Annotated in this window: 21 protein-coding genes and 3 pseudogenes; 8 read left to right on the top strand and 16 right to left on the bottom strand. The window is 62.0% G+C overall.

Annotated features, from left to right (window positions below; all coding sequences use genetic code 11):
- Positions 1-29 precede the first annotated feature (29 nt).
- The 5 genes from C2L64_RS47605 to C2L64_RS47625 all read right to left on the bottom strand — a co-directional run bounded on the left by C2L64_RS47605 (position 30) and on the right by C2L64_RS47625 (position 3,249).
- A complete protein-coding gene (locus C2L64_RS47605) occupies positions 30-356 on the bottom strand; it encodes a hypothetical protein (protein ID WP_103154207.1) in 327 nt (108 codons plus the stop codon).
- 566 nt (positions 357-922) lie between these two features.
- On the bottom strand, positions 923-1,147 hold the full coding sequence (locus C2L64_RS47610) for a sensor histidine kinase (RefSeq protein WP_103154208.1): 225 nt from the start codon (positions 1,145-1,147) through the stop codon (positions 923-925).
- A gap of 3 nt (positions 1,148-1,150) precedes the next feature.
- Positions 1,151-2,317 (bottom strand): cyclic nucleotide-binding domain-containing protein, encoded by a 1,167-nt coding sequence (locus C2L64_RS47615; protein ID WP_103154209.1) that lies wholly within the window; start codon positions 2,315-2,317, stop codon positions 1,151-1,153.
- 256 nt (positions 2,318-2,573) lie between these two features.
- Complete coding sequence (locus C2L64_RS47620; RefSeq protein ID WP_103154210.1) at positions 2,574-2,963, bottom strand: hypothetical protein; 390 nt, start codon at positions 2,961-2,963, stop codon at positions 2,574-2,576.
- Positions 2,964-3,036: 73 nt separating this feature from the next.
- Positions 3,037-3,249, bottom strand: a complete 213-nt coding sequence (locus C2L64_RS47625; RefSeq protein ID WP_244212269.1) for a hypothetical protein — start codon at positions 3,247-3,249, stop codon at positions 3,037-3,039.
- Between the two features lie 100 nt (positions 3,250-3,349).
- Between C2L64_RS47625 and C2L64_RS47630 the strand changes: the two genes are divergently transcribed.
- Genes C2L64_RS47630 through C2L64_RS47645 form a run of 4 tightly spaced genes read left to right on the top strand, consistent with a single transcriptional unit; the run spans position 3,350 to position 8,920 of the window.
- Positions 3,350-4,798 carry a site-specific integrase gene (locus tag C2L64_RS47630; RefSeq protein ID WP_103154356.1) on the top strand — a complete coding sequence of 483 codons (1,449 nt, stop codon included), beginning with the start codon at positions 3,350-3,352 and terminating at the stop codon, positions 4,796-4,798.
- Positions 4,795-6,675 carry an integrase gene (locus tag C2L64_RS47635; RefSeq protein WP_103154011.1) on the top strand — a complete coding sequence of 627 codons (1,881 nt, stop codon included), beginning with the start codon at positions 4,795-4,797 and terminating at the stop codon, positions 6,673-6,675. Before C2L64_RS47630 ends, C2L64_RS47635 begins: the two co-directional genes overlap by 4 nt.
- Positions 6,672-8,561: an integrase gene (locus C2L64_RS47640; protein ID WP_103154010.1), complete on the top strand. Its 1,890-nt coding sequence runs from the start codon at positions 6,672-6,674 to the stop codon at positions 8,559-8,561. Before C2L64_RS47635 ends, C2L64_RS47640 begins: the two co-directional genes overlap by 4 nt.
- Complete coding sequence (locus tag C2L64_RS47645; protein ID WP_103154009.1) at positions 8,558-8,920, top strand: hypothetical protein; 363 nt, start codon at positions 8,558-8,560, stop codon at positions 8,918-8,920. The genes C2L64_RS47640 and C2L64_RS47645 overlap by 4 nt, the downstream gene beginning before the upstream one ends.
- Before the next feature lie 202 nt (positions 8,921-9,122).
- On the opposite strand, the gene C2L64_RS47650 is transcribed toward C2L64_RS47645, so the two are convergent.
- Genes C2L64_RS47650 through C2L64_RS47655 form a run of 3 tightly spaced genes read right to left on the bottom strand, consistent with a single transcriptional unit; the run spans position 9,123 to position 11,319 of the window.
- On the bottom strand, positions 9,123-9,989 hold the full coding sequence (locus C2L64_RS47650) for a hypothetical protein (RefSeq protein WP_244212270.1): 867 nt from the start codon (positions 9,987-9,989) through the stop codon (positions 9,123-9,125).
- 5 nt (positions 9,990-9,994) lie between these two features.
- Positions 9,995-10,237, bottom strand: coding sequence for a hypothetical protein (locus C2L64_RS53830; protein ID WP_158660637.1), 243 nt, complete (start codon positions 10,235-10,237; stop codon positions 9,995-9,997).
- Positions 10,234-11,319: a DNA-binding protein gene (locus tag C2L64_RS47655; protein ID WP_103154211.1), complete on the bottom strand. Its 1,086-nt coding sequence runs from the start codon at positions 11,317-11,319 to the stop codon at positions 10,234-10,236. The genes C2L64_RS53830 and C2L64_RS47655 overlap by 4 nt, the downstream gene beginning before the upstream one ends.
- Positions 11,320-11,545: 226 nt before the next feature.
- On the opposite strand from C2L64_RS47655, the gene C2L64_RS47660 reads away from it, so the two are divergent.
- The 3 genes from C2L64_RS47660 to C2L64_RS47670 all read left to right on the top strand — a co-directional run bounded on the left by C2L64_RS47660 (position 11,546) and on the right by C2L64_RS47670 (position 13,928).
- Positions 11,546-12,808, top strand: coding sequence for a tyrosine-type recombinase/integrase (locus C2L64_RS47660; protein WP_103154212.1), 1,263 nt, complete (start codon positions 11,546-11,548; stop codon positions 12,806-12,808).
- 154 nt (positions 12,809-12,962) lie between these two features.
- On the top strand, positions 12,963-13,232 hold the full coding sequence (locus C2L64_RS47665) for a DUF1488 family protein (protein WP_079503655.1): 270 nt from the start codon (positions 12,963-12,965) through the stop codon (positions 13,230-13,232).
- A gap of 363 nt (positions 13,233-13,595) precedes the next feature.
- Positions 13,596-13,928 carry a hypothetical protein gene (locus tag C2L64_RS47670; protein ID WP_103154213.1) on the top strand — a complete coding sequence of 111 codons (333 nt, stop codon included), beginning with the start codon at positions 13,596-13,598 and terminating at the stop codon, positions 13,926-13,928.
- 480 nt (positions 13,929-14,408) lie between these two features.
- Here the strand turns inward: C2L64_RS47670 and C2L64_RS56480 are convergent, their stop codons facing one another.
- Positions 14,409-14,609: an HNH endonuclease signature motif containing protein gene (locus tag C2L64_RS56480; protein WP_407671937.1), complete on the bottom strand. Its 201-nt coding sequence runs from the start codon at positions 14,607-14,609 to the stop codon at positions 14,409-14,411.
- 5 nt (positions 14,610-14,614) lie between these two features.
- Positions 14,615-14,860, bottom strand: coding sequence for an HU family DNA-binding protein (locus C2L64_RS47680; RefSeq protein ID WP_103154215.1), 246 nt, complete (start codon positions 14,858-14,860; stop codon positions 14,615-14,617).
- 319 nt (positions 14,861-15,179) lie between these two features.
- On the opposite strand from C2L64_RS47680, the gene C2L64_RS47685 reads away from it, so the two are divergent.
- The gene (locus C2L64_RS47685; protein WP_103154216.1) at positions 15,180-15,617 is read left to right on the top strand and encodes an SET domain-containing protein; all 438 of its coding nucleotides are present in this window, start codon (positions 15,180-15,182) and stop codon (positions 15,615-15,617) included.
- 775 nt (positions 15,618-16,392) lie between these two features.
- Here C2L64_RS47685 and C2L64_RS47690 read toward each other — a convergent pair.
- From C2L64_RS47690 to C2L64_RS47705, 6 genes and pseudogenes are all read right to left on the bottom strand, one after another.
- The gene (locus C2L64_RS47690) at positions 16,393-17,985 is read right to left on the bottom strand and encodes an MASE4 domain-containing protein (protein WP_086910743.1); all 1,593 of its coding nucleotides are present in this window, start codon (positions 17,983-17,985) and stop codon (positions 16,393-16,395) included.
- Between the two features lie 1,009 nt (positions 17,986-18,994).
- Positions 18,995-19,987, bottom strand: a pseudogene (locus C2L64_RS47695) (IS110 family RNA-guided transposase); the annotation flags it as partial.
- 270 nt (positions 19,988-20,257) lie between these two features.
- Entirely contained in the window at positions 20,258-21,277 is a 1,020-nt protein-coding gene (locus C2L64_RS55440; protein ID WP_167449623.1) for an IS110 family RNA-guided transposase, read from the bottom strand.
- Positions 21,278-21,634: 357 nt separating this feature from the next.
- Positions 21,635-22,240, bottom strand: a pseudogene (locus C2L64_RS56165) (IS110 family transposase); the annotation flags it as partial.
- A 22-nt stretch (positions 22,241-22,262) separates the two neighbouring features.
- The gene (locus tag C2L64_RS56605) at positions 22,263-22,523 is read right to left on the bottom strand and encodes a hypothetical protein (RefSeq protein ID WP_167449607.1); all 261 of its coding nucleotides are present in this window, start codon (positions 22,521-22,523) and stop codon (positions 22,263-22,265) included.
- A pseudogene (locus tag C2L64_RS47705) lies at positions 22,520-23,609 on the bottom strand (IS110 family RNA-guided transposase). The gene C2L64_RS56605 and the pseudogene C2L64_RS47705 overlap by 4 nt, the downstream one beginning before the upstream one ends.
- Between the last annotated feature and the right edge of the window lie 362 nt (positions 23,610-23,971).

Raw genomic sequence — 23,971 nt, forward strand, 5'->3', positions numbered from 1 at the left:
GGCGGATTGGACCGGGGCTGTCGGTCAGGTCAGTGGAATTGACGCTTCAGGTCAGTAAGTTCCGAATGCATCGTACTGACTGCATCCTTGATCCTGGCGTCGAGACTACCGACCTGCTGGCAAGCGCGCTCTGCACGATCGCCTATCCGTTCGAGATCATCGACACACTGCCGGATCCGATCCTCATCGTTGGACGCCATGACCTTCTTTGCTGATTTGCACTCCTTATCAAGTTCGTCCATCCGGTTCATCAAATCAGCTGGGATCGTCTTGTCAGCATGGCATGTCCGTGATGCATCGCTGATGGTTTGCTGCAGATGAGTAAAGCGCTTTTGGATTTCACTGGCTTGCAACATGATGCCCCCTTTTCTTGAACATCAGTTCCAGATGAATTTCAGGCAGCAGTAGTAACGTGTTGCCCGTGCCCCGTCATTTGCGCGCTTGAACGGGCCACGTTGCATTGCGTCAACGCGGCCCCGGGCACGCGAATGATGCTCTTCCAGTGTAGGCCAGATCTCTTGGCTGCTCCCACGTGTCCCTGCGACCAGCTTGGCGCCTTGTTCGAGCCTTTACGGCAGGAACACGCCAAACTCTGCAGCAATCCATGCACCTTTGCGCGGAAGGGTCAAACTCGAGATCCCGAAGGTTTGCTACATGCGGCTTGACGCCTTTCTGCCGCAGAACCGTGATCGACTACTCGCGCCTCCCCTTGTCCTGAGGTATGCCCCCAATTGAAATCGATAGCTTATCCAGCTGATCGACCGACAATAGATGCTCTGACCTCCGGATTAGAAAAGGGGAAGTAAGACAGCGACAGGGGATTGACGGCAGGAGCAGGATCGCGAACGGCGCAATCCGGGACGTTTCGCATATTGACGCCCTTGCGCCGCAAGCCCCAGACGTGGACCTCCCGAGACTGCGTTTAGCCTGGTCTGGACACCAGTGGCAGGCGCACCTGGAAGGTCGTTTGTCCCGGGCGTGAACTGACAAGAAGCGCACCGCGGTGCCGGTTGACGACCGTCTGATACGAGATGTCGAGGCCCAGGCCCGTACCTTGACCCGGCGGCTTGGTGCTGAAAAAAGGCTCGAACAGATGCGGCATGACATCGTCTGCGATGCCGGTCCCGTTGTCGGTGAACTCGACCACTGCCTAGTCCATCTCGCGGTAAGTCCGCACAACGATCTCGCCTTTGCCACTCATGGCATCAATGGCGTTGTCGATCAGGTTGGTCCATACCTGATTGAGTTCGCTGCCATACAGGCTCAGATGCGGCAGGCTGTGATCGTACTCACGATGCACGGTGACACCCTGCCTGAGCCGGTGTTGCATGATGATGAGGGTATCTTCAATGCCTTCATGGATGTCCACATCCTGCTGCGGCGACTGGTCCATGTGCGAGTAGGATTTCATCGCCCGGATGATCCCTGAAATCCGGACCGACCCAACGCGGATGTCTTCCATCAGCGCGTTGAGTTCCAGTGTCGACGCGAGCCAGTGGATGGCGGCGGCAAACTGCTCCCTGTTCAGGGTGACGGCAAGCGAGTCAAGTTCCTCCTGCAGGATTCCCGCGCTGACAAGGCATGGCGCCAGGAGCCACGCCTTCCCGACACCCTGTGCGAGCAGCCAGTCGCTGAGCGCGTCCGCTGCCTGATTCCGCTTCAGGGCATCGATAGCCGACATCACGTTGGTCAGTCCCTGGCGTTCGCCCAGACTCTCGAGGATTTTCATTGCATCGACAGGAATCGAGCTATCCCTCAACTCGATGTGCGCAACCTTCAGCGTTGCGAGTGCGGCCAGCGCACGGTCCGCCGTGCGCACCAGTGCAGCCGCAGGATTATTTAATTCGTGCGCGAGGCCCGCGGCGAGCGTGCCGAGGGCAGCCAGTTTTTCCCGGTTACGCAGCGTCGCCTCCAGGTTCATCAGGCGATCAAAGGAGCTGTGGAAGATCAGCCGGCAGAAGGTCTCCGAGCCGACCAGCAATTCGCGGAACGCGCGTTCCGGCAGCAGCGCCACGCGCCCGTCGGTGACCGCTTTGAGCGTGCCAGGCGCGGGCGTTCCCGAGAGCAGCGAGACTGCCCCGAAGTAGCTGGGCGCAATGAACCGGGACGTGGGAATCTGCTGCCCGCGGGAAAGCTTTGTCGCGGCGACTTCACCCTGCAGCACGACGTAAAAGTGGGACCTCGTTTCGCCTTCACGGGCAAGGACCTCCCCTGCCGTGATGCTGACTTCCGTCAGCTGTTCGCGCAGCCACTGCAAAAGCGCTTCTGACAGATCCCTGAAGAGCGGATGCCCGCGCAGTTCGTCCAGCTGGATCATGAGGCCGGCCTACGGGTTGAACAGCATGAATCTTGTGTGAAGCAGGTGTTCACGACACATCGTGACTCCGGACGGCGGCTTCAGAACGAATTGTAGTGCCTGCTCGTCGGCCGCCGTGTTCCCGTGTTCCATTAGCCGCCTCTCTGGTTGTCGTCGCCGTCCATCGCCGGATCAGCCGTGGGGTGCGGGAACGGAAGACTCGCGGGCAATTGAGCCCGCCAGGTATGCTTCCATCAGTTGGGCAAGCACCGCGGATTCAACTGATGATCTCGCCGGTCCACCGGTCGCGATGGGCCCAGAATGGGCACAGCGGACAGGTTTCGCCTTCCGGATAGTCGATGCCTTCCTCATGCGGACACCCGATGATGCGATCGATGGCGGCGACCGAGCGCGCCCCATGCTGTTCAATGAACCGGACGATCTGTTCGGTGACTGCCGGATCGGTTCTCGCATCGGACGTTTCACAGAACCACCGCTCAACCGGGTCAGCATCTGCGCCTTCGTGCGTGACAATGCCCACCGACACCTTCGTCGCCCGCGTGTCGTCGGGCCCATAAAAGGCCACCGTTGCGACCGGGTAGCCGCAGAAGCCCTGACGACTTTTTTTCGCGAGCTTGTCCCGGTACCACTGCGCCTTCAATGACATGTCGCCTCCGTGCCTGCGCCCGACTTCTCCATGTGACGACGTCAGCGATGATCACAGCCGGTGGTCGTCATCCTCACCGGTGCTGCACTTTTCGTGTTGCCATGTACGCCTCGAACAGACCCGCATGCAACCGGCTGAATTCCTGACGCAGACTGACCAGTTCGTGCTGGTCGCCTTCGTGCTCCCGCCGCAGGATCTCACCCAGCAGGGCCGTTGCGCGTGACGCCGGCTCGCCATGCTGCACGCGCGCCTCGCTGAGGCGCTCCGCGAGCGCCGGCTTGACCACCAGCAGCCAGGCCGTATGCGCAAGCCAAGAACGATTCCATGATACTCGCAGGCTGTGTTAAAGAGGCCGCCCACTCGAACACAGCATGAGGATCTGGGCGATGACAGCAAGACGAACCACCATCCGGCAACTGCCGTTGACCGAGGTTGTTGACCGCGACACACCCGGCGCGACGCCGGTCAGCATCACCACGCCCGAGGGCGGCGCCATCTACCACACGGTCCTGCTCGCAGACCCGGACACCAGCAGGAGGCGCGACTCCCGTCCGCAGTCGATCGCAGGTACCTTCCCACTTTTCCCTGTTGTCCGACTCGCGGACGGCACGCCGTGGGCTGAGGCGAACATCTGGCTCATCGATATGATGGAGTCGAAGTCGTCGCCCAACATGCTGACCTTCGCCAGCATCGCAGACGATCTGGTGGCGTTCCGTCGTTATCTGGATGACGAGGGCATCGACTGGCTGGTGTTCCCCGTGAACAAGCGGCAACGTCCGACCTACCGCTATAGCGCCTCGATCAAGCTGGCCGTGCAGGCAGGCGAACTGTCTCCGAGCGTCGCCAGGCGTCGTATGGGCACTATCGTGCGCTTCTATCGCTGGCTAATGACCGAAGCAGGCTTCAAGCCCGTGAACGCGCCGTGGGTCGAATCTGACCGGTTCATCGAGTTCAAGGACCAGAAGGGCTTCAGCAGCGTGATCGAGGTCAAGACCACCGACCTGTCGATCAGTGGTCGGCGCGCAGAAGACCCGTGGGACGACCGCATTCAGGACGGCGCTCGCCTGCGCCCGCTCCCCTCTTCCGAGCAGTCGGTACTGCTTGAATCGTTAGCCGCTCTCGGCAACACCGAGATGACGCTCGTTCATCTGTTCGCACTGTTGACGGGCGCTCGGATCCAGACGGTACTGACCATGCGCGCGAAACACGTGATGCGCAAGCCGGGCGAGTTTCACGGCGACGACATCCGTCTCGCCTGCGGACCGGGTACGGGCATCGACACGAAGGGCGGTGTCAAGGGCGTGTTGCATCTGCCGCGCGGTTTCTACGAGCGGCTGTACATCTATATGCACAGCGATCGTGCGCGCAAGCGTCGCCAACTGGCAGACGGCGGCGATCACTTCGACCAGCCGCTCTTTCTGAGCCATCGCGGTGCGCCGCTCTACGAGGACCGCGCGTCGCGCGCCCCGGTCAGCACTGGCCCGCACGTACGCCGTCACCTCAAGACGGGGCAGGCCGTACGCCAGTTCATCAGGGACGAACTGTTGCCCATGATGCGCGTACAGCTCGGCAACCCCAGGTACGAGTTCAGCTTCCACGACCTGCGCGCGACCTACGGGCTGAACATGGTCGACACGATGACAGCGAATGAGACTAAGTACACCCGGGCACTCGATCAGTTGCGGCAGTTGATGTGGCACGCCCGGCCGTCCACGACCGAGATTTACCTCGGCTACCGCGAGAACCGCAAGCTCTTCGACGCTGTGCAGGACGGCTGGGGCACGCACCTGTCGGCACTGGTCACGCGCGCCCTCGACACTGCGGTGGCAGCATGAGCCGCCTTTATGAGGAAGTGTGCATGCCGCTCGCGGAGGGCACAACGCTGCTGCACCCCGAACGCGCGTTGCTCAAGTGGGAAGGCCTTGCCAGCAGGTCCGATATCGGGCGGATCTGCTACCTGACGCGTGATACGTCGAGCCGGCAGCGCACGCGACGCACTTTCGACCAAACAAGCTTCAGCAGCGAACGGGCCAAGGTCGTACGCCTGCTGGTGGCGCAGCTTTCCGGGCGTATGACCCTTGGCGCGATGCGTCCGAAGACGGTCTACGGTGCTCTGCGCGTCATGCTTGACTTCGTCAACTGGGCCGACATGCAGGGCCTGCATCAGGTGCTCTGTGACGAGAAGGCTACCGCGGACGCGGTTCATCGCTACTTCCGTGAGAAGCGCGAACAGGTCTCATTGGGCAGCCTGCACCGCAATTCCGTCGCCCGCTATCAGCGCAATCTGCTGTCGATGCTACGTGAGCTCTTCAGAGACGACGACTTCTGTACCGATGCGAGGGTGCTGCGCAGCCAAGAGGCTGCTTCTGTGCCAACGGCTGTGCCAGATGCCGAAGCACAAGCCTCCCTGCTCGCATGGGCTGACGCACTCTTCAACAGCATCACCACGCTCGTACTCGATTTCAAGCCGTACCCGATGCACGTGACCACGGCACGAGGCGAGCATCTTTGCCTTGTTCCGCACCCATTTGGCCGTAATAAAGGCGACGACTCGCGCGGCCTGCTTGGCTGGAATCTGGAGACGGGAGAGCCGCGCACTCGCGAAGAACTCACGACGCGCATGGCTGGGGCAGGAGCTAAAAATCCTCGAACGAGTTCGTGGAGCATCGCCAGGCTAACGGCTAAAAATCTTGCGGCGGCGAACGCGGACGCGCAGTCTCCGATCCGCCGCTCGCACGCTTCGATAGCGGTCTCCTGTTTCGCCGCGCTGTTTCTCGCCGAAACAGGCATCAATCTCGCGCAACTGCTGGCCATGAAGTGGAGCCCGGGGCTCGCCGCGAGCCTGCAGGATGCGTCAGTTGCACGTCAGAAGTTTCGCGAGGTCAAGTACCGTGCAGCCGGGAAGGACGTAACGTTTACCGTCTCGTTGGGTTTCATGCCGAAGCTCAAGACGTATCTGGCGCTGCGCGAGTATCTGGTGCAGGACGCAGACTGCGACGGGTTATTCATCGTAGTCGGGAATCAGGTACAGCTACGACGGCCAATCGGTCTCCCAACCGAATTTCTGACTCTGCTTTACGCGCGGCTCAACAAGCTCGGGATCGTGCTGCCGCGAATTAGCGCACGTCAGTGGCGCGCGGCGAAGCAGGATTGGGCGGTGAGCAACCACGGCCCCATCGTCGCAGCGAAGCTGATGGGGCACTCGCTGGCCACGGCACTGCGTTCATACTCGAACGGCACGGACGCCGCACACAAGGCAGAGATGGGCGCGTTCCTCGCTTTGGTGGAGAAGACCGTGCTCAAGCCCGTCAACGACCCGGCGGGCAGCATCAGGAGTGCGGTGGGTGTCTGCATCGAGTTCAACAAGCCTGCGCCAATCGCGGCATCGGTCACCGTACAGCCTGATTGCCGCTCGACCGAAGGGTGTCTCTTCTGCGACCAGTACCGCGTACACGCTGACGTCGCCGACATCCGCAAGCTGCTGAGCTGTCGTCACTGCGTCAGGCTCGTGAGCGGACGTGCCGACTCGATTGAGCAGTACGACAGTTCGTTCGGTGCCGTGCTGCGGCGCGTTGACTTCCTGCTGGATGAACTGCGCAAGCGCGACGCCGCGTTGGTCCATCAGATTGAGCAGGACGTTGACATCGAAGGGAATCTGGACACTTTCTGGTTGGCCAAGCTCAACCAGCTTTTCGAATTGGGAGTGGCATGAACAACACGCTGATTGCGCCGATCGCTGAGCGTCCCGACTGGTATCGGGTAGAGGACGATACGGTCGTCACGCACGATACGGCTGGGAACACTGTTTCGCTGTTTGGTGACGACGCCTGGGACATCCGTGCATACATGGTTGGGCCACGCAGCACCCATCTCTATTTCAGGGGTCACTCGCCTGACGGCGTGAGCCGCGCGCTTTCAGAAGCGACTACGCGTCAATGGAAGCAGGTCATGTACTTTCTGATGCACGAAGCGACCGATACGGTACCGGCGTCCGGCACGCTTCAGGCTCGTTCAATGTACCTGAGGGAGTTCATGTTCTTTGCCGCCGCACTTCAGCTTACGCTCTACGAGGGCCTGTCCAACATCGCCGTTGTTCTGGACTATGCGGCGCAAGCCGGGATGGAGGCGAAGGCCCAACGCCTTCATTCGATTCTGGTGAAGCTTCACCGTCTGGGGGTCGAGACCACAGGGCTGCGCGTACCGCTGGCCCAACTGCATAGGCCTCTGCTTGAACGCTGGGCGCAACACGCTGGATACTCGCAATACCCTGTCATCCCGACGCGGATCTACCAGCACTTCCTGTCGACCTGTCAGCATGACCTCGGCATCGCTGAGGGCGTCGCTGACGTTCTGTCGGACTACCTCGCACGCGGGTACGCTGGCGAGAGTCCTGGCGTCTCTGCGGCACTGGTAAGGGCTGCCGCGCACTTCCGGTGCAAGGACCGCCGTTACGTCGTGTCGTCGCTTGTCGCGTCAATTAGCGCGCTATGTCAGCTTGTCATCGTGTCGTTCACCGGCATGCGCGCGGCGGAAGCGGAGAACCTGCCGTACGACTGCCTGAGCGAGACCCGTCTCGATGGCGTGACGCACTACACCATCGAGGGTGTCACGACCAAGCTGTCGGGCGGGCGTCCCAGGCGCGCATGCTGGGTGACCGGTCCGCTCGCTGCTCGCGCCGTCAGGCTCGCGCAACGGCTGTCGGGCGAGGCGCACCGGGCACACGGCGCGCAAGGCTACGCCGAATCGACGGACGGTTCGCACCTGCTGTTCTGCCGGATGGGTCTGAATCTGAGTTATGGGTACGTGGCAAACCGGGCGGCGAGTAACGTACATGACGATATCGAAGCCTTTCGTGAGCGTGTCTTCCCGACGATCACGGTCGAGGACATCGCTGAGCTGAAGCGTGTCGACATGCACCGCGCCTGGGAAGACGAGCCGAAGTACGCGGCCGGGCAACAGTGGCCGTTCACGCGCCATCAGCTTCGCCGCACGCTCGCGCTGTACGCGCACCGCAGCGGTCTCGTAACGCTGCCGACGCTCAAGCGTCAGTTGCAGCACATCACGCAGGAGATGAGCATGTACTACGCTCGTGGCTCGGCATTCGCGAAAGGCTTCATCGACACCGACAAGACCCACTTCGCGAAGGAATGGGCCGAGGCACAGGGCCTGTCCGAGTACCTTGCGTACGCCGAGCAGGTGCTGTTCTCTGACGGGCGGCTATTCGGCGGGCATGCAGCGTGGACGCAGAGCCGTGCCGTGCAGGCCTCGCCTGTGTCGGTCTACTCGCGCGAGCAGACGATCAGGATGTTCGAGAAGGGCGAGCTGGCGTACCGCGAGACAGTGCTAGGCGGCTGTGCCAGCGTCGAACAGTGCAAGTCGACGCCGCTCGACTGGATGCGTCTGGATTGCCTTGAATCGGACTGCCGTAACCTCGTGGTTGTGCCGTCAAAGCTTCAGCGCGTGATCAAGGCGCAGCAGGCTACGGTCGAGAAGCTGCGCGCTGTCGATGAGGCTAGCGTCGAATACCGTATCGAAGCACAGACGCTGCAACGACTGCTTGTCGCGCAAGAGAACCTGATCAACCCGGAGACAGCATGAGCGGCGCCATGACCGACTACTACGCCGCCCTTGAACGGCTGAAAAAGCGCAAGAATGCGCGTATCAACAACGACACCGTAGCGATCGAGGCGGGCCGCAAGAAGGGCAGCATCAAGAAGTCGCGCCCGCAGTTCGCTGAACTGATCGAAGCGATCGACGCGGCCAACGCAGTAGCCGAGCGCCCGAAGCGCGAACTGACCGACCGTCTGAACCGCGCGAAGGGCGACGCGAAGGATCTGCAGGCACAGCTTGACGAGTCGCTGGCTCGTGAACTCGCACTGCTGCGGCAGGTGTTCGGCCTGCGCAAAGAACTGGCCGCGCTGCGTGGCGGTAGCGTCCTGCCCTTGCAGCCGCGCTAGATCGAGGCGGACGTCTTCGCTCGAAACGGGCGCTTGGGCTGTTTCGCTTGCGTCGATTTGATGTTCGGGAAGATTCCCGGTACGGCTCACCCCGCGTAATGACGCATCAAATTCGATCGTGGTTCTGTGAGACCGCTGAACGGGTCAAGGGCGGGCGAAGCCCGGCGAAGTGAACCCTTGATGCGCGGTGGTTTGACACCCTCTAGCATGGTTGGACGCCCGGCTTTATCGGGCTTCCAACCATGCGGAACTTGCTGCGAAAGATGGACACTCCGACGGTCGTGCTGTCCACTTTTTCGGCTGATCTGATGGACACCTCGCAGACAGCTGATCCCAGTATTTTCAAGGCTCCGGGCGATGTCCATTGTTTTTCTCTTGCGCGTAACGCCGGGAACCACGCGTAATCGTCGACCTCGCCCGTGCCGGGAAACTCCGCATCGAAACGCCGGCGCAGCGTGTCAAGCGACGCGTCGCCCAGCGCGGACACTAACGCCGCAAACCGTGCCGGCGCCAGCCACGCCAGTTCCGCAAGCAGCGGCCACGCGGCATCCAGCCCCTCGGCCCGGTAGCGGGCCTCGGTCATCCACGCAAGGGGTACCGGGATGCGCCACCACGATTCAATGCGCTCGATCGCGTCACTCGCGGCCCTCCACTCGCCTGCCAGCAGCCACAGGGGTACGGCATGACTGCCGGCATCGTTGCCGCGAAAGGCCAGGGCCGCCGCCCGCGCGGCGAGCGCTCGCCAGCACGGTGCGAGCCACGCGTGAACAGTCTGGGCGGGCAGCGCCCGCCGGGCGGCCGGGACCACCTCGTCCTCCAGATGACGGCGGGCGCTGGCCAGCGCCGCGTGATCCGCAAAGGGCGTTGTGGCACCACCTTCGAGTTCACGGACCAGCATGGTCATCGCGGACAGCGCGCCGTCGTCGGGGTATTCGCCGGCGAGCCGTTCCAGTGCCGTACGCGCGGCCGTCGCATCACGCCGCTGCAACTGCTCCAGTACGTCATTGCGCAGCATCACGTCACGGCTGTCGGCAAAGATATCCAGTTGCTGCACGCTCTGCATGGTCATCGCGCTCAGAAAAGTTGCTCTTCAGGACGGGCCAGATTAGCCCACTTCACCGTGCTGCGGAAGGTGCGACCGTCTTCATCCACCGACTCGATGATCACGCGCTGGCCGCTGGCTTCGGCAATCACCCGCACGGTGCGCTCGCCGTAGCGCATCAGCGCGCCGATCGGTGGGCAGGCCGGGGCGTTGCGCCGGTTTCGCCCTGCTCGCCCGGCTTGTCCCTTGCGCGGGCGACTGCTGTTTTCCATCATGCCTGGCCCCGCTTCTTGCGGCGTGCCGCCATCTTGCCGGATGGCGTCGAGGCGGCCGGGATCTTGCGCGCCGGACCCGGTGTCCGCGCCGGGCGCGTCGCGGCGGACTTTGCGCGAACCGGTCGCGCCTCGTGCGTATCGGCCTCGCGCATTGCCGCGAGCTGCTGCTGCAGCGTCGCGTTCGTCGCCTGCACGGCATCGAGGCGCCCCTGCAGCACCCCCGCCTGGTGGCGTGCGTCTCCGAGCTGTGCCTGCAGTGCCTCGACCGCGCGACGATGGTCGGCCTCGCGCCGGTCGGCCCGCTTCGAGGTCTCGTCGACTTCCTTCTGCAGCTTCACGGCGGCACCCCGCTCGCGATCGATCTCGAGCAGCGCCCGCTTCTCGGTCGCACGCAGGCGCTCCTCCGCGCGCTCCGCCGTCTCGCGCAGCTTGTCGAGATCCCGTGAGAAGCCTTCTCGCACCCTGGCGAGTTCACGGTCGCGCTCCGCCGCCCCGGCCTTCAGTCGTGAGATTTCGGCGTCCAGCGCCTTACGCGCCGCGTGCCCCTCGGCCTGCGCCTTCTCCAGTTCGCGGACCTCGACCTGCGCGGCGAGCAGGGCGGCCGTGCGCTGCTCGAGCGCGGTTTCCGTCCGCTCCAGTTCGCCGCGCGCGGCCGCAACACGCTGTTCCGCTTCGGTGCGCTCGCCCTCCACTTCCGCGCGCAGCGCCTCGAGCTCTGCCTGTGCGGAGGCGGTCGCGCGCGTCCACAGCGTTGCGACGAGCTCGCCGGCCGCGGCGCCGAGATCGGCCGGCAGGTCCGGATGTTCGATGCGCACGCGGCTCTTTTCCCGGAGCTCCGCCCAGAACTCGCCGAGCACCGACGCGGGCGTGCCCATGCTGCCGCGCTTCACCAGCTGGTACAGGCGGTTCGCAGTCGGCGTCTGGCCGAAGCGGAAGAACAGCAGCGCGCACACCTCGCGGTACAGCTCGCGCGTTTTCGGGAATTCGGCTTTCAGGCGGTCGATGTCGGCCGCAAGGCGCGCCTCATCGGACGGCAGATCGGGTGGAATGGCGGACGAAACAGCGGACAGATCACCGGACATGGAGATGGAGATGGAGATGGAGATGGAGATGGATAGACGTTCAGATAGATTAATAATACAACGTAAAACGCATAATATCCAATTACATAACGCCAGTAATTTGACATTAACCCCATAATGTCGAAATAATTGGGGCAACGGGCTGCTGTCCAATCTGCCAGGGACAGATGGCGGCCGGCCTGCTCCCGGAAACGCTCACCCTTCCCGAAAAAGCTCACCTTTTTTCATGCCGCCCTCGCACAACCTGGTCGCGCTGCACCCCGCCCCACTCGAGGCACTCGCCATTCCCGCCGAGCTCGACGGCCGCGCGGGGACCAACCGCGCAACGGGCAGCCACGCGCAGATTGCGGCAACGAATGATCTCGATGCCATCCGTGCGTGGCTTGCGCGCTTCGCCGTCAAGCCGGCGACCTTCGACAGCTACCGCAAGGAGGCCGAGCGGCTGCTGCTCTGGTCGCTGGTGGAGCTGGGCAAGCCGCTGTCGTCGCTCACACACGAGGATTGCCTGCGCTACCGGCACTTCCTCGCGGATCCGCAACCTGCGGCAACGTGGGTCGCGGGCGGCGGTGCGGGCGGCGGCCGCAAGCATCCACGGGGCGACGCCCGCTGGCGGCCCTTTCACGGCCCGCTGTCGCCCACCAGCATCCGCCAGGCGATGGTGATCCTGAATGTGCTGTTTTCGTGGCTGGTGCAGGCCGGCTATCTCGCGGGCAACCCGCTCGCGCTCTCGCGCCAGCGCACCCCAAAAGCCGCCCCGCGCATCACCCGCTATCTGGAGCCCGGCCTGTGGCAGGAGGTCAAGGACTTCATTGCGTCGATGCCGCAGGAGACCGCCCGGGACCGCGCGCACTATCATCGCGTGCGATGGCTGTTCACGCTGCTGTATCTGGGCGGGCTGCGCATCGCCGAGGCCGGCGGCAATTCGATGGGCCAGTTCTTCGTGCGGCGCGACGCCGACGGGACGATGCGCTGGTGGCTCACCGTGCACGGCAAGGGTGACAGGGACCGCCTCGTGCCGGCAACCCGCGAACTGATGACGGAACTGTCACGCTACCGGCAGCACCTGGGGATGACGGCCCTGCCCTCACCGAACGAGACGACGCCGCTCGTCCTCCCCATAGGAAGTACGGCGGGACGAACCGCAGGACGCACAACGGGACCGGACCGGACGACAACTGAAGGCCCGTCACGCCGGCCGCTGACCCGGGCCGCCCTGCACACGATCGTCAAGGATGTCTTTGCGGGTGCCGCCGGCCGGCTGCGCGAACGCGGCGAGGCCTTTGCGGCCCGCGCGGACCTGCTCGACCAGGCCTCGGCGCACTGGCTGCGGCACAGCGCCGGTTCGCACATGGCCGACAATCAGGTCGATCTGCGCCTGGTGCGTGACAACCTCGGTCACGCGTCGCTGACCACGACGAGCCTTTACCTGCACGTCGACGACGATCGCCGCCATCACGAGACCGACGAGAAGCATCGCATCGACTGGTGACGCCCGCCCTGCCCGGATTCTGTCAGGCGGCCGGTCAACGTTCCACCCCACTTTTCCGTTATATAGGGCACCCGGTACGATCCGATATTCAAACCGCATCGCGTATGCAAAAATCCGTGTGACGCACCCCGAAGCGTTGACTGCCTGACCGCCCATGGAAACTGTTGAACTCGAACCCCAGGTGCTTTCCGACCGCCGCGGCGTGGCGTTCGGTCTCGTGCGCCCGAACGGCCCGGTTGAATGCGTGATCACGATCGCGACACTGGAAGCGTATTTCTGGCTCGAACCCCGGGCCAGCGACGCCCGCATCCTGAAGACCTTCCGCGATGGGTACGGGCGCATCCGCGCGATTGCCGAGCGCAGGCTGCTCGCCCATCCGGCCACGCGCCTCGAACTGACGTCGGACGATTTCGCGCGTCCCTGACGGCTTCACCACAGGTCCGGCAATCCGAATGACCACGATCAGCATACCGAACCATCTCTCCCGCCATTGAGGATTGTCGCTGACGCGAAATGGTTAGCACGCCCGGATACGCCTCGCGAGTTCGTGAGGGGGAGCGGGTAGTCAGCCGTCCCGGCAAGGCCCGGTTCCGGCCTCCTGACTTCGGTCGCATCGCCTTGCAGATGGCTGTTTTTACGTAGGCGCCGTCGTGACAGTCAAAGCCCACAAACCTCGTGTGGCGAAAATGTCAAAATCCAATGGTCGCATTTTTGAAATGTATTTTTTGAGTGCCACCATAGGACAACGAGCCTTGAATCAGGTTTGCAGGCAAACAGGGGGCATCTCATGGGCAGCGCGCTGGTTTGGGCAGCGATCCCTCACAACGGCGATGGGGTCGTGTTCCAGGTTCGCGTGATTCGCGGACTTCAACGTTTTCATATCCCACGCCGGGTGCTTGAGGAGGCTTTCGACCTGCCACCTCATGCATCGGATGCAGGGCAGCTCGAACTCTTTTATCGGCTCGCGACCCACACCCTGAGCCGGGCCATGCACAAACGTCCGATCGCGGGCGCTGACACTGCTGCATTTCAGACTTTGGATTTCGCCCCTGTCGTGGAGGTAGCACAGGGCGCAACGGCGCTCCCGTCGGAAACGCAAGGCTATCTGGCTTCAAACTGAAGCGCTGTGACGGGTGAGAACCGTCGTTGGAGTGCGGGAAAGTCGAACGTATCGCGTTCACGTATGGGTAACGCGCACAACGTTTGGCAGCGCATTCCGCCATCACTACACGTCGGGCTCGAAAAAAAGCCCAACGTCCTGTCGGGACGGTGGGCCTCAACACGCACCAAAAGTCAGGGATCACCGCTATAACTTCTGGAACCTTGAACGTTACATTACAGCGTGCTGTCTATCAATCCGAACATACAAAAACAACGATGGGGTTATGCCTTATCAGGATGTTGCGTCAACAACCGATCTGATCAGGCAACGCTGCCGATCGGATGTTACGCACACCGGACCACTCATGCGGCATTCACGGCATCGCCGGGTAGCAGCGGCGCATTGCTGCGCCGCCGCCCCCTCAGAACGGAGCGTGCAAGTTTCCCCGCACAGTATGTGGGTAAGCACATTCCGCACTCCGCTCAAGCTTTTCAAAGCCTATAAGGAATAAGCCGGTTCCACAACTGAGTGTCTGAGAGCACGCGCGTTCCGGTGGCAGTCCGGATGTAGCATCTTCAGGTTACCGACCGCATCCGTGCCACCGTCGATTTTACGAATCTCGTGGAACAGACGCCACCCACTGGATTTCGTAATCATCTGACAGCAAACTGGACAGGCCCGGTCCTGTGCGAGCCACAACCGGATCAGCCGCGTCCGGCCTCGGTTTTCACTGCCGGAATGGTGATGGTCTCGCCCGTCGACGGATTGCGACCCATGCGTTCGGCGCAGGCGCCGGTCGAAAAAGAACCGAAGCCGATCAGCTGAACGGTATCGCCACGCGTGACCGCCGCCGTCACGGCCTCGAGAATGGCATCAATGGCTTCGCCCGTGCTGGCCTTGCTTTCACCCGTGCCGGCGGCAACCGCATCGATGAGTTCCTGTTTGTTCATGTGTGAGCTCCGTCTGAGAAAAATGCCCGCGCATCGCGGGACAGGACCCACCCTTTCGCAGCTGTACCGCACCCGGCAACCCGCCAGGCTCCAGAAAGACATTGCCGCGCTTTCCGGGCGTTGCGTATCCTTGCGCGAGCGATCCAGTGGTCACTCCTTGTTGGCGGGGTTTGGCGAAGCTGGGCAAGCGTGGATGAATCCCAGACCGTTAGTTGCGGGCAACAAAATTTGAATCGTTGAATACGCACGACGGCAGCGATATGCTTCGCACCTAAACGGGAATGACGAAGACAGAGACGTATCGAAGGGAAACGAAAACATGCGACTGCGACGTATCACCGCACGACGTTCCTCCGTGCATGGCACGGGACTGTTTGCGCTTCAGCCAATCGCCGCAGGCGAGCGGCTCATCGAGTACAAGGGTGAAGTGACCAGCTGGCGGCGGGCAGCGGCACGCCAGCGATCGGAGGCCGGCCATACGTTCGTGTTCGGTCTGTCTGACGGTCGCGTCATCGATGGCAGCCGCGGCGGGAACAGCGCCCGTTTCCTGAACCATGCGTGCGCACCCAACTGCGAGGCGATCGAGACAGGCGATCGCGTCTTCATCCACGCCCTCACCGGCATCAGGCCTGGCGATGAACTTTTCATCGACTACGGTCTCGCGATCGACGGCGAGATGACCGAAGACATCCGTGCGCAGTACGCGTGTCATTGCGGCCATTCCGCCTGCCGCAGATCAATGCTTGGCAGTGCATGACCGCGACGTAAGTGCAGCGTTGCCCACACGCATATGGCCCACTGCATGACGATTCCTGGCTTGTGTAAGTCGGCAGCACTTGTTTGCATTTTGCGCTCCCAGCAGACGTGCGTCGCTGGGCACGTACCGTTGGTTGTCGTCAGATCCGCAACGGACGGTATGGGACGTCGGGCAAACGCTCGACATCTCCACTCAATGACAAAACATCGGCCTCAGCGGTCGTTGGTCCCTCAGGGGTTCAATGGCTGAATTGGGTTCCTCAGCTGACGATGGGCGCCAATTCGGGTGGACGGCCGCTTTGACCGTCGCCGAGCGGCAGTACACGACCCAGAAGGGACAGCGCACATTCCTCGAAGCGGTCACTCAATGTGCCGCTGCAGGTGGTGCCTATTCAACGCATCAAGAAACGAACCGGGCACTGGTTTGATCTCGCCTTCAGGCCCCTACCACATGAATCTCCGTATCAGGCTCGGTGATACGCAGAGAGTCAGCCGCGCCGGCCTGGAGCATTGTTAGCATCCAACCGACTTGCAAAGTCTCGCCGGAGCGAAATCGTTCACGGTCCGAGACACGTTGCTCGGAAAATCGCTTCAACCAACTGATTTCCTATGCGGCAATCGCACAATCGGAAACCTGAAATTGGAACTCCGGATGATCAAACTTTTTGCAATCGACGGTTCTATGAACGGAACCGTTTGGCTGCTGCTGCGCAGCTTGCCCCGAGCCGGCCGACCGAAATAGTGCCTCCTGCATTTCAAGAGTGGCACTGCGCATGCTAGTGCTCCCGGTGGGTGGGCAGCGTGAAGTGAAAAATGGCACCTCGGGGCAGATTGGCGGTCACCCACAACCGCCCCCGATGGGCCTCGATGATCGACCGGCAAATCGACAGTCCCATCCCCATCCCGTGCACCTTGGTCGTAAACTGCGGTGTGAATATCAGATCGACAGCGCTCGGGTCGACACCCCTCCCCACGTCTTCGACCGACACCATCAGACTGCCGGAGTCGTAGACTTTCGACCTTAAGGAAATTACCCGGTCCCCATCTTCAGTGGCCATTGAATCGATCGCGTTCGTGATCAAATTCACGAGCAGCTGCTGCAGCTGAACCTGGTTGCCCTCTATCGGTGGGAGCGATTGGTCGTAGTCGGTTTGAACCGCTACCCGATGCGTCTGCAGGTCGTCGCGCACGAGCGCCAGAGCTTCGCGGATCAGATTGTTGACGTCGAGCGAGGTCCGGGTTCGCGCATCCCTCTTGAAGAGCGTCCGAATATTCTCGATCACCGCGCCCGCACGGTGCCCGTCTTTCACGATCAGCTGTAATCCGGCTTTGGCCTCATCGATGTTGGGCGTCGCGCAATCAAGCCAGCGCAGGGTCGCACTGGCGTTCACAATCATCGCCGACAATGGCTGCTTGATCTCGTGCGCAACGGTGGCTGCGACCGCGTCCCCCGTCAGCAGACGCGCCTCGCGCTCCCGGCGTTGGGCAAGGACTGCGCGCAGCAGTTCACCGTATAGCATCGTCACTTCTTTTATCAGGATGAGCAGCACAAAGCTGCCGGAAAGCACGCCGTAAACTCGCCCGGCATACCAGCCGACGCTAAAGCGGTACGGGATGGGAAAGGCGGTGAGGGAGATCTCGATGATGTATGCGAACAAGACCAACATCAGCCAGAGATCGAGCACCGAGCGGTGCCGCAGCCATAGCAAGACAAGCGCGCCGACGAATAATGCCGCCATCGGTCCGACCACGTAGTACCAGAGAGAGGAAACCTGCGCCGTGTCGAGCATGATGCGCGGGAGGAGCGCATGGCCTGTTGTAACGAAAACTGTTGCGCAGCAGACCACCGCAGTAACTGATCCGACAGTCGTAAGGACCCTCGATCGAATGGAGCGTGGCGACAGCCACTCCATTGGATCGGCATCCTTCAGCAGTATATAGACGATCGCGAACAGGGCGAAGCCCACGTGTGACAGGACATAGAGCCAAACCGTACTCTGGAGGCCGCCGCCAAGGCCGCCCTCCGGCGCCAATACGCCTGGAAATGTGAGCGTCCAAGGAATTGCGATGAGCGCCGTCAGGAAATAGCCACTCGCCAGTGCGAGGAGCGCATGCGAGCGTAGGACGGAAAACTGCGAGAAGAGCAGGGCTGCGGTGATAGAGTCGATGACGAAAATCGCAGTGCCGTAGGCGGGTACAAAGGCGTCAACCCGCCTCAGCGGCAGGCCCGAGAGCGGGCCTGCCAAGATGACAAAGACAACGAGCAGCACTAGCACAACGCAAAGCGCGAACCGCCTTTGACCGACGCTGGGGGAAAGATTCGAGAGTACAAACTCATGCGCCTGCAATCCGGCCGCTGACCTTTCCATGAACATATTCGCCTCACGTCGAAAGCCCGCTCTGGGCGGCAATTTCGAGTTCGCCGGCCTCTAATTCGAAATCAGACTTCCAGAACGTGGTACCTTTCCTACCCACCATTTGCCCGACGGATCGTCCGATCTCACTAGCCCGAAGTCGCATGGCGCCTCGACCCCAGTCTAATGCTAGCGATTACTTTCGCCAATGCCGGCACGACGCGAGTGCAATTGAGCGATATGGACGTCTCTCTGATCTAACCCTGCCGAAAGATGCGCCGCCCACTAATGAAGTTGAGTGGAAAAGACCCCGGATGCGTCCCGAAGGGAGGGCGATGTCCATTCCTTCGGAAAATACGTCGGCTCCGGACGCCTGCCAGACCAGATCGCCATGTAGTGACAGGCGTGCAATTTCCAGTTCCCCGTGCGAAATGAGGGCAGCCCGCTCGCTGTCCCAGTAGACACAAAAGCGCGTCGCGGTATCGACCCGAGTTGATCAGATTAACTGATAGGGTCACACCAACGACATGCACGCCAGATGATCACCGACAGCCAAGTAAACTTTGTCGTCAATCACCAACGCTGAACGCTCATGCACCGCGGAGCATCCTCCACCGGCACCAGCGACCGTAATGCCGCTGCCGTTTAACTCGACACCATGGATAGACGTCAGCGAGCCGTTCGTAAGACGCACTTCAAGCGGGTACGAATGCACATTGTCTTGTGACTCGAACGAGTATGTTGGCTCATTCACAACTCTCAGCGAGCCATATTGCGAGTCTATTTTCGTATGCACTCTCCGTTCTCATTTGCTGATCAGGAGGTCGCCGTCTCGGGGCGATTGTCAGCGAATTCAGCGGCGACGTCGAACGGCCGCTCCTGGCCGATCACGGTCCGACGAAGGAGGGACTCGGTGAGCCAACGGCAATGCTGCATGCAAACGGCATAAGCAGACCCATTCCGGCATACACAGCTTCTCTAACACGACGGCCGCTCGTGAGAAACATTAAAGTCGCGCTGGTTTTCAGAGGGTTTGCGCGGTTGGGGTAATCTGGAAGCCAAGCGCCGTGGCGCGGCGCCTGAGTGCCTCGATGCTGCGCTGGCGCTGCTGCTCCTCATAGCGCTGCTGCCCCTGGTCAACGAAGGCCTCGCCACGCGTGAGCATGAAGTACACCATGCGGGCGAGCTTGTGGGCGACCGCCGTGTTGGCGCGCGGCTTGTCCATACGCGCGCACAACCGCCGGTAGAATGCACCAATCGCCGAGTCGTTGCGCGACAGGCTCATGGCGGCGAGCTTCAGCGCCTGACGCACCCGGTTCGCCGAGCGGCGCGTGCGCGCGCTCAGGACCTTGCCGCCGCTGATCTTCGTGCCCGGACACAGACCCAGCCACGAGCAGAAGTGTTTCACGCTGGCAAAGCGGCTCAGGTCCGGACCAATCTCGGAGAGGATCGTCATCACCGTTGTCACGGACAGCCCGTTGATACGTGTGAGGTCGACGCCCGCCCAGCGCGCAAGCGCCGTCCGTGCATCAAACTGCGGCGTGTTCTTGCCGCAGCGCTTGCCGGGACCTGACAGTTTGACGTCGTGAACCCCAAGTGGCCTGAGCAGCGCCTCGATCTTCTCATCGCATTCGACGACGCGTTGAGCCAGACTGTCGTACATCGCAAGCGCCTGCTGCAGCACGAACAGGTGCTCGTCACGCCAGTTGCCGGTCAGCGCCCGTTCGATTTCGGCCGCACTGGCCTTGACGCGGCCGTGGCGATGACTGGCCAGTACTTTCGGATCGCGCTCGCCGGCGACAATCGCGCGCACGATCGCCTGCCCGGTCATGCCCATCACATCCGTGAGCACCTCGGTGAGCTGGAGATTCATCTGCACCAGCGCCTTCTGCATGCGCAGCACCCAGCTGGCCTGCTCGGTGAGCAGCACCTCGCGGTGGCGCGCCACCGCGCGCACCACGCAGACCTCGTCGCCAGGGCGCCAGGCCGCTCGCAGCAGCCCCAGGCTCATGAGCTTTATATGGACGCCTCCCGTTTGCAAAGGGTTTCGAGCGATCTGACGTGACAGGAACGGCTGCAGCTTTATATGCGGCCTTGTTGCAGCTGGCATTTCCCGCTGCGGGCCCCTATGGAATCCGCTGACTCGCACCTCATTTCTGCAACGAGCTCGAAGCTCTTACAGCTCATTCAGGTTTGGCGAGTCCCCGGTCCGACCTGTTTTGCCATCACTCCCGATTCCCAGCGCAACCATTTGACGTTCCATCGGTTCATACGCAACGCTACTCGCTCATGCAGGCTTGGTGCTCACGTATCCCCTCTGATAAGGCCGGTCGTGGGCCAATACCGCCCAGATGGTCCGTGCCATCTTGTTGGCCAGCGCAACGACCACCACATTCGGTGGCCGTCGCTTCTTCATCTGCTCGATCCAGGGATCAGGCTGTTTCGCGTTCGTGATAACACTGCGTGCACCGTGAATGAGCAGCGTGCGCAAATAGGTGTCGCCGCGCTTGCTGATCCCATGCAGCTTCACCTTGCCACCCGAACCTGTTTGTTTCGGTACGAGCCCGATGCAGGCGGCAAACTCGCGGCCGGAGCGGAACGCTTTTGCGTCGCCTATCGTCGCGACTGCGGCTGTCGCCGTCAGCAGCCCGACGCCAGGAATCTCGCTGATCGCCTTGACCTCCTGGTCTTCCTTTTTCCATTCGCGCATCCGTCGCTCGATCGTGGCGATCTGCTCGTCCAGGCCGGTCAATCCGTTCCACTGCTCGCGCAGCGTGTCGATCAGTGCCGCTGGCAAGCGATCGGCAACCCGGGCCAGCACGTCGGGCATTGCCCTGTCCAGCGGCGCTCGGCCCTTGGCCATGACTTCGCCGTACTCCGTAAGCAGTCCGCGCAGCGCGTTGATCTGCATCGTGCGGAACTTCACGAGCTGCTCGCGTGTACGGTGCAGCGCCAGCATCGCCTGCTGCATCTCGGTCTTGATCGCGACGGGCTTGCTCGGCTGCTGTACCGCCAGCCAGATCGCCCGGGCGTCGGCGGGATCCTTCTTGTTGCGGATGTTAAACGCCTTCACGTATTCCCCGGGCATCAGTTTTACCTGATGGCCCATCCTGGTGAGCTGCCTTGCCCAGTGATGCGCACCGCCACACGCTTCCATGCCGATCAGGCACGGTGCACGGTTGACGAAGTACTCGAGAAACTTCGCCCGCTTGATCGGCTTGTTCACGATTTCACCGGTCTCCTCGTCGATGTGATGCACCTGAAAGACGTTTTTTGCAATGTCGATACCAACTGGAGTCAGCTTCATGACGCCCTCCTGTGAAGATCTCCATGATCTTCCAACTTGAGCACTTTGCCCCCGTCCAGGGGAGATCTGACGGGTCAAGGGCCCGGGCGTCAGCCCGGGAGTGCAGCGTCCCTTGACGCGGGGAGCGGTTCGCCATGCTGTGCTCCGGTCGCAAGCGCCGGGCAGGCGCTTGCGACCATGCGAAACCAGCTCCCTGATGTCGTCGTCTGATGCCGTCGTCAAGACCGCGACGTCCCATGCCATCGTTCGTTTCCGACTTGGCCACGTGATAGCACCTTCCTTAACTCTCCTCATTGCGACCACCTCCGCTATTCGTCGCGTTGGGAGGCGTCCATACCATTTCTGCAACCACTGGCAATCCTGCACATCGCTCTTGCGCCCCGGCACATACTTCATCTGCCGCGCGTCGACCAGCCAGACCGTCAACCCGCGCTGCTCCAGCACTTCATACACGGGTATCCAGAATACGCCGGTCGATTCGAGGGCGACCGTGTCAACTCCGCATGCCAGCAGCCAGTCCGCCATCTCGTGCAGATCGTCGGTCATCGTGCCAAATTCGCGTACCGGCTCTTCAGCCGCCCCTTTGGGCACCGCGACCCAGTGACTCGAGCCGCCAATATCGATCCCCGCCGCGTTCGGAAACACCTCAGGGCTGTCTTCGCGCTTGCGCATCGCCATCGCTGACCTCATGATCGTGGGTGGACGGCAGCGCCCTGGGATGCGTCGAAATTGACTCGATCTCGTGAACGGGATGCAGCTCGCGCTGCTCACCACTGTCGCCGACGAATCCCGGACCATGCTCTCAAGCGGGCTCACTTCGCGGCGGGCAGGCCGCCAGTGCGCACCATTGGTCTGTCGGTCATCGCGGCGCCGCCGTCCGCCTTTATACCGCGTCTCTTGCGTCGTCCCGTTTCTCCGCACACGCCGGCCCCGGCACGGGGTTGAATTGCTCTCGAGAAACATCGCATGGAAGTACGCGTGGTTTTCAGGCCGTTTTCGTGTCGGGAGTGATCTGGAAACCAAGCGCGGACGCGCGGCGTCTGAGCGCCGCGATGCTGCGCTGGCGCTGCTGTTCCTTGTAGTGCTGCTGATCCTGGTCGACAAAGGCTTCGCCGCGCGTGAGCATTAAGTACACCATGCGCGCAAGCTTGTGGGCGACAGCGGTGTTGGCGCGCGGCATGTCCATGCGGGCGCACAGCCGGCGGTAGAACGCGCCGAGCGCGGAATCGTTGCGTGACAGGCTCATTGCGGCAAGGTGCTCAGCGCGCGCACCCGGCGCTCCGCCAACCGCGTGCGCGCGCTGAGCACCTTGCCGCCGCTGATCTTCGTGCCGGGGCACCGCCCCAGCCATGAACAGAAGTGCTTGATGCTGGCAAAGCGGCTCAGGTCCGGGCCGATCTCAGAGAGGATCGTCATCACATTCGGTGGCCGTCGCTTCTTCATCTGCTCTATCCAGGGATCAGGCTGTTTCGCGTTCGTGATAACACTGCGTGCACCGTGAATAAGCAGCGTGCGCAAATAGGTGTCGCCGCGCTTGCTGATCCCATGCAGCTTCACCTTGCCACCCGAACCTGTTTGTTTCGGTACGAGCCCGATGCAGGCGGCAAACTCGCGGCCGGAGCGGAACGCTTTTGCGTCGCCTATCGTGGCGACTGCCGCTGTCGCCGTCAGCAGCCCGACGCCAGGAATCTCGCTGATCGCCTTGACCTCCTGGTCTTCCTTTTTCCATTCGCGCATCCGTCGCTCGATCGTGGCGATCTGCTCGTCCAGGCCGGTCAATCCGTTCCACTGTTCGCGCAGCGTGTCGATCAGTGCCGCTGGCAAGCGATCGGCAACCCGGGCCAGCACGTCGGGCATTGCCCTGTCCAGCGGCGCTCGGCCCTTGGCCATGACTTCGCCGTACTCCGTAAGCAGTCCGCGCAGCGCGTTGATCTGCATCGTGCGGAACTTCACGAGCTGCTCACGTGTACGGTGCAGCGCCAGCATCGCCTGCTGCATCTCGGTCTTGATCGCCACGGGCTTGCTCGGCTGCTGTACCGCCAGCCAGATCGCCCGGGCGTCGGCGGGATCCTTCTTGTTGCGGATGTTAAACGCCTTCACGTATTCCCCGGGCATCAGTTTTACCTGATGGCCCATCCTGGTGAGCTGCCTTGCCCAGTGATGCGCACCGCCACACGCTTCCATGCCGATCAGGCAGAGTGCGCGGTTGACGAAGTACTCGAGAAACTTCGCCCGCTTGATCGGCTTGTTCACGATTTCCGGTCTCCTCGTCGATGTGATGCACCTGAAAGACGTGTTTTGCAATGTCGATACCAACTGGAGTCAGCTTCATGACGCCCTCCTGGTTTGCCTGTGAAGATCTCCATGATCTTCCAACTTAGGCCACTTTAATGCTTGGTGCCGGGACCGCGTCCAGGTGGACGACAACGTCTGACGGGTCAAGGGCCCGGGCGTCAGTCCGGGAGTGCAGCGTCCCTTGACGCGGGGAGCGGTTCGCCATGCTGTGTTCTGGTCGCAAGCGCGGCATTCAGGCGCTTGCGACCATGCGAAACCAGCTCCCTGATATTGCCGTCTGATGCCGTCGTCAATACCGCGACGCCCATGCCATCGTTCGTTACCCATTCCGACCACCTCCGCTATTCGCGCGGTGGGAGGCGTCCATACCATTTCTGCAGCCACTGGCAATCCATCACA

The sequence above is a fragment of the Paraburkholderia hospita genome, from assembly GCF_002902965.1.
Taxonomy (GTDB): domain Bacteria; phylum Pseudomonadota; class Gammaproteobacteria; order Burkholderiales; family Burkholderiaceae; genus Paraburkholderia; species Paraburkholderia hospita.

Bases quoted from the DNA above. Each gene is read 5' to 3' on its own strand.
- C2L64_RS47605 (WP_103154207.1), bottom strand. From the start codon at position 356: ATGTTGCAAGCCAGTGAAATCCAAAAGCGCTTTACTCATCTGCAGCAA.
- C2L64_RS47615 (WP_103154209.1), bottom strand. From the start codon at position 2,317: ATGATCCAGCTGGACGAACTGCGCGGGCATCCGCTCTTCAGGGATCTG.
- C2L64_RS47620 (WP_103154210.1), bottom strand. From the start codon at position 2,963: ATGTCATTGAAGGCGCAGTGGTACCGGGACAAGCTCGCGAAAAAAAGT.
- C2L64_RS47630 (WP_103154356.1), top strand. From the start codon at position 3,350: ATGACAGCAAGACGAACCACCATCCGGCAACTGCCGTTGACCGAGGTT.
- C2L64_RS47635 (WP_103154011.1), top strand. From the start codon at position 4,795: ATGAGCCGCCTTTATGAGGAAGTGTGCATGCCGCTCGCGGAGGGCACA.
- C2L64_RS47640 (WP_103154010.1), top strand. From the start codon at position 6,672: ATGAACAACACGCTGATTGCGCCGATCGCTGAGCGTCCCGACTGGTAT.
- C2L64_RS47645 (WP_103154009.1), top strand. From the start codon at position 8,558: ATGAGCGGCGCCATGACCGACTACTACGCCGCCCTTGAACGGCTGAAA.
- C2L64_RS47650 (WP_244212270.1), bottom strand. From the start codon at position 9,989: ATGACCATGCAGAGCGTGCAGCAACTGGATATCTTTGCCGACAGCCGT.
- C2L64_RS53830 (WP_158660637.1), bottom strand. From the start codon at position 10,237: ATGATGGAAAACAGCAGTCGCCCGCGCAAGGGACAAGCCGGGCGAGCA.
- C2L64_RS47655 (WP_103154211.1), bottom strand. From the start codon at position 11,319: ATGTCCGGTGATCTGTCCGCTGTTTCGTCCGCCATTCCACCCGATCTG.
- C2L64_RS47660 (WP_103154212.1), top strand. From the start codon at position 11,546: ATGCCGCCCTCGCACAACCTGGTCGCGCTGCACCCCGCCCCACTCGAG.
- C2L64_RS47665 (WP_079503655.1), top strand. From the start codon at position 12,963: ATGGAAACTGTTGAACTCGAACCCCAGGTGCTTTCCGACCGCCGCGGC.
- C2L64_RS47670 (WP_103154213.1), top strand. From the start codon at position 13,596: ATGGGCAGCGCGCTGGTTTGGGCAGCGATCCCTCACAACGGCGATGGG.
- C2L64_RS47680 (WP_103154215.1), bottom strand. From the start codon at position 14,860: ATGAACAAACAGGAACTCATCGATGCGGTTGCCGCCGGCACGGGTGAA.
- C2L64_RS47685 (WP_103154216.1), top strand. From the start codon at position 15,180: ATGCGACTGCGACGTATCACCGCACGACGTTCCTCCGTGCATGGCACG.
- C2L64_RS47690 (WP_086910743.1), bottom strand. From the start codon at position 17,985: ATGGAAAGGTCAGCGGCCGGATTGCAGGCGCATGAGTTTGTACTCTCG.
- C2L64_RS55440 (WP_167449623.1), bottom strand. From the start codon at position 21,277: ATGAAGCTGACTCCAGTTGGTATCGACATTGCAAAAAACGTCTTTCAG.
- C2L64_RS56605 (WP_167449607.1), bottom strand. From the start codon at position 22,523: ATGAGCCTGTCACGCAACGATTCCGCGCTCGGCGCGTTCTACCGCCGG.